The 3,363-nt window shown below is 69.3% G+C and carries 2 protein-coding genes; one reads left to right on the top strand and one right to left on the bottom strand.

All coding sequences use genetic code 11. From position 1 onward, the window contains the following. Positions 1 to 1,026 (bottom strand): hypothetical protein (locus tag AB1634_19085; protein ID MEW6221617.1); only part of this gene is annotated, 1,026 nt, incomplete at its 3' end. A 214-nt stretch (positions 1,027 to 1,240) separates the two neighbouring features. On the opposite strand from AB1634_19085, the gene AB1634_19080 reads away from it, so the two are divergent. Next, a partial coding sequence (locus AB1634_19080; GenBank protein ID MEW6221616.1) for a DNA topoisomerase occupies positions 1,241 to 3,363 on the top strand: 2,123 nt, incomplete at its 3' end.

Raw genomic sequence — 3,363 nt, 5'->3', positions numbered from 1 at the left:
GTCTTCGAGATCAGCGGCCGGCATAGGCTCGCCGGTATCGAGGCCCTGGTCCCCGGGCAGGGGCTCGATCTCCGGGAGGATCTCCGCCTCGCCGGCCTCCTCCAGCTCTTCGACCTCGTCGAAGTCGACGGCCTCTGCCCGGTCTTCGAGATCAGCGGCCGGCATAGGCTCGCCGGTATCGAGGCCCTGGTCCCCGGGCAGGGGCTCGATCCCCTGGACGATCTCCGTCTCGTCGGCCTCCTCCAGCTCTTCGACCTCCTCTTGGAGAATCTCGACCTCCTCGGCCGCGGGCCGCTCTTCCGTCCCCGCGGCCTCAGCCCCTGCCGCGGAGCCGACTGGGGCCGGCGGCTCTGCGGCGGTCTCCTCGATGATGCCGGCGGCAGGCGGGCCCCCCCAGGGCTGAGCCGGGGACGGTGTCCTGCTGTGGCCGGCGGGGGCTCCCGGCGCCGTTCCGCCAGCGGCCTCCACCGTCGGGGCGGCCACCGGGCCGATCAGAGCTGCCGCGTCGGGCTGGGCCAGGGTGCGGACCAGCTGCTTGGCTTCCTCCAGCCCCTGGAGGAGGGAGGTGAGCTCGGCGATGCCCCGCTTCTGGATCACCTCGGTCACCAGCTCTTTGATGGAGGTGAACACGTCCCGCACCGCCGGGGCGCCGCCACCGCCGACGCCCAGCTCCTGCAGCAGGGAGTCCTTGTGCTCGTCGGAGACCACAAAAAGGTTGTCGCGGCCGATGATGATCCCTTCCGGATTCAGACCTTCCTTGGCCAAGTCCCGGAGCTGCTTGTTGAGGCCCGACTTCAGGCTGCTGAAGCTCTTGCGCTTGGCCCGGATGGCGGCCGCATCGTCCAGCAGCCACAACTGGCTGACCAGAAGGTCGGTCTCCAGGGGCAAGACCGCACCCGGGTCGGCAGCGCCTTGATAGTGGGCCTGGATCCGCTCCACCAGCTGAGCCTTGAGGCTGTCTCTCTTTTTGAGGCCCAGGTTGGACAGGGCTTCCTGGATGCCGGCCAGGGTGCACAGGGAGGGCATGGCGGGGCTAGCAGGACCTCGTCCGGCTGGGGGCGGGCCGGTGCGAGCGGCTACCGGAGGGGATCATGGGGCAAGCTGGTGAAAAAACGACTATCATTCCGGGCTCCTGCTCGATTATGCTAGGTGAAGCTGTGCCGGGGGATGGCCCGTGCGGCCATGGCCGGTGGTCCGGTTCGGAGCGGGGTGCGAATATGCTGCTGCAGGAGTCGCTGTCATGATCCGACCTTTGGTGATCGTCGATTCACCGGTCAAGGCCCAGACGATCAAGGATCAGTTTGCCGACGAGATGGAGACCTTTCTCGTCCAGGCCGCGCCCCTCAAGGTGAATTCCCAGTATGTGTCCCGGGGCGACGGCAGCGGCGAGATGACCTTCTCCTTCGCCCCGTCCGGGGCCTCAGGCCTGGCCGACGAGATCGCCCGCAACCTGGATCGGGACATCTATCTGGCCCTGGGGCGTGACCCCCGGGGCGAGTACTGGTCCTGGATGGTCTCCGAGTACGTCCTGGCCTTGAGCAAGGGCGCCAAGGCACCCCGCCGCCTCAACGTGTTCGCCCTGACCTCCGAGGCACTGGGCGAGTCTTTCAAGCTGGTGGAGCCCGTCTTGGACCAGCGGGCCAAGGCGTACTACTACCGCGGCTTCTTCAACGCCTGTCTGGTCAAGCACATCCAGAGGCTCATTGGGACCACCGTCGGTCCCCAGGGCCTGCCCCTGGATTATACCACGCTCACCATGCTCTTCGTCCTGGTGGACCGGGAGCTGCAACTGAAGGAGCTGGTTCACCCTCCCCGCTGGCGGGTGCGGGTGCGCCTGGCCACCCGCCAGGGCGAGCTCGACGCCCTCCTGGCCCACGCCGCGGGCATCAGCGAGGATGGCCTGTGCAAGGATGCCAGCGAAGGCAAGCGCATCCTGGACCTCTTCCGGGACCTGCCCCTCACGGTGGTGGCCGTGGAGCGGAGCGAAGCCGCGATCCTGCCGCGGCCGCCCTACCAGCTGGCAGAGCTGCTGCACGACGCGGTGGTCACGCTGGGGCTTTCGCCCGGCGAGGCCCACGAGATCCTGGCCAGCCTCTTTTGCGGCATCCCGGTGGGCGACCGCCAGGTGGGCCTGATCTCGGCCCTGGACCGGCTGGATGTGGCCTCCGGCGCCATTCTGGCCAGCGCCGTGCGCCGGTTTCTGGCCTCGGGGGACGGCCGGGGGCTGCTGGACGAGGAGGGCGCCGCCGAGGAGCCCGGTGAAGGGGCGATCTTCCCCAGCCAGCCGGAGGTCCTGCCCGAGGCCTTGGCCGGCACTCTGTCGCCGTCGGCCGCTACCCTCTATCGGCTGATCCGGGCCCGCGGCCTGGCCTGCCAGACGCGGCCGGCCAGTGCCCAGCGCATCGAGGCTACCCTGTCTGCCGGCAGTCTGTGCCGGTTCGTGGCCAGCGGCACCGCCATCGACGATCCGGGCTTCCTGGCCCTGGACGAGGTGCTCTGGGATCCGAATCTGCCGCGGGACTGCCCCCTGGAGGCCCTGGCGCCGGGGCAGGAGCTGGTGCCGCGGCAGATCATTCCCGAGCCCAGCACCGACTTCATGCCGGAGTACTACACCCTGGAGAGTCTCTTCGTGGACCTGGCCGATTTTTCCATCGGCATCGAATCGTCCACCATTGCCACCCTGCAGCAGATGCTGGACGAAGGCTACCTGACCATCGGCCGGCGCGGCGAGCTGCGGTGCCAGGACAATGCCTTCAAGGTTGCCAATACCATCAACCGCGCCTTCCCGGCCATGACCGGCATCAATCTGTCCGCCTACATGGAACAGGTGGTGACCGAGCTGCTCTCCGGCCGCAAGTCGTTGGAAGTGGCCGTCCGGCAGTTCGACCAGACCCTGTTCATGCAGGGCAAGCCCCTGGTGCGGGTGTCGGTGGACCGGCCCCTGCCCAGGAGGGAGCGGACCTCCCGGCATGTCATCAAGGCGGCAGCGCCCGCCGCCGTTGCGGAGGAGGTCCCGTCCCCGGAGGCCGAGGCAGATGTCCCGCCGGCCGGTAGCGCCGGTGTCCCGGGCGCCGTCCAGGCCCCGGCGGCAGCGCCCGCGGTCGACGCGGGTGGACCGTCGCCCCTGGCAGCGCCGGCTGCCGAGTCTGGCACCGAGGCGCGGCCAGCGGTCGACCTGGCCGATCTCTCCCCGGAGGAGGAAGACACCGTCCTTGTTCCGGTTCCGGAGGCGCCGAGCTTGGCCGATGTCGCCATGCCGGCTCCGTCTGGCGAGGAAGCCGGGGAGGCGCCGGTCGTTTTTCACCAGCCCCCGACGTCCGAGCCCCCGGCGAGGCGCATGGCCGCGGCCGTCTTCGAAGAGAC

The sequence above is a fragment of the Thermodesulfobacteriota bacterium genome, from assembly GCA_040755095.1.
In the GTDB taxonomy this organism is placed as follows: Bacteria; Desulfobacterota; Desulfobulbia; order Desulfobulbales; family JBFMBH01; genus JBFMBH01.
The sequence above is the reverse complement of the archived record's forward strand: the minus strand, read 5'-3'. Positions and strand labels throughout refer to the sequence as shown.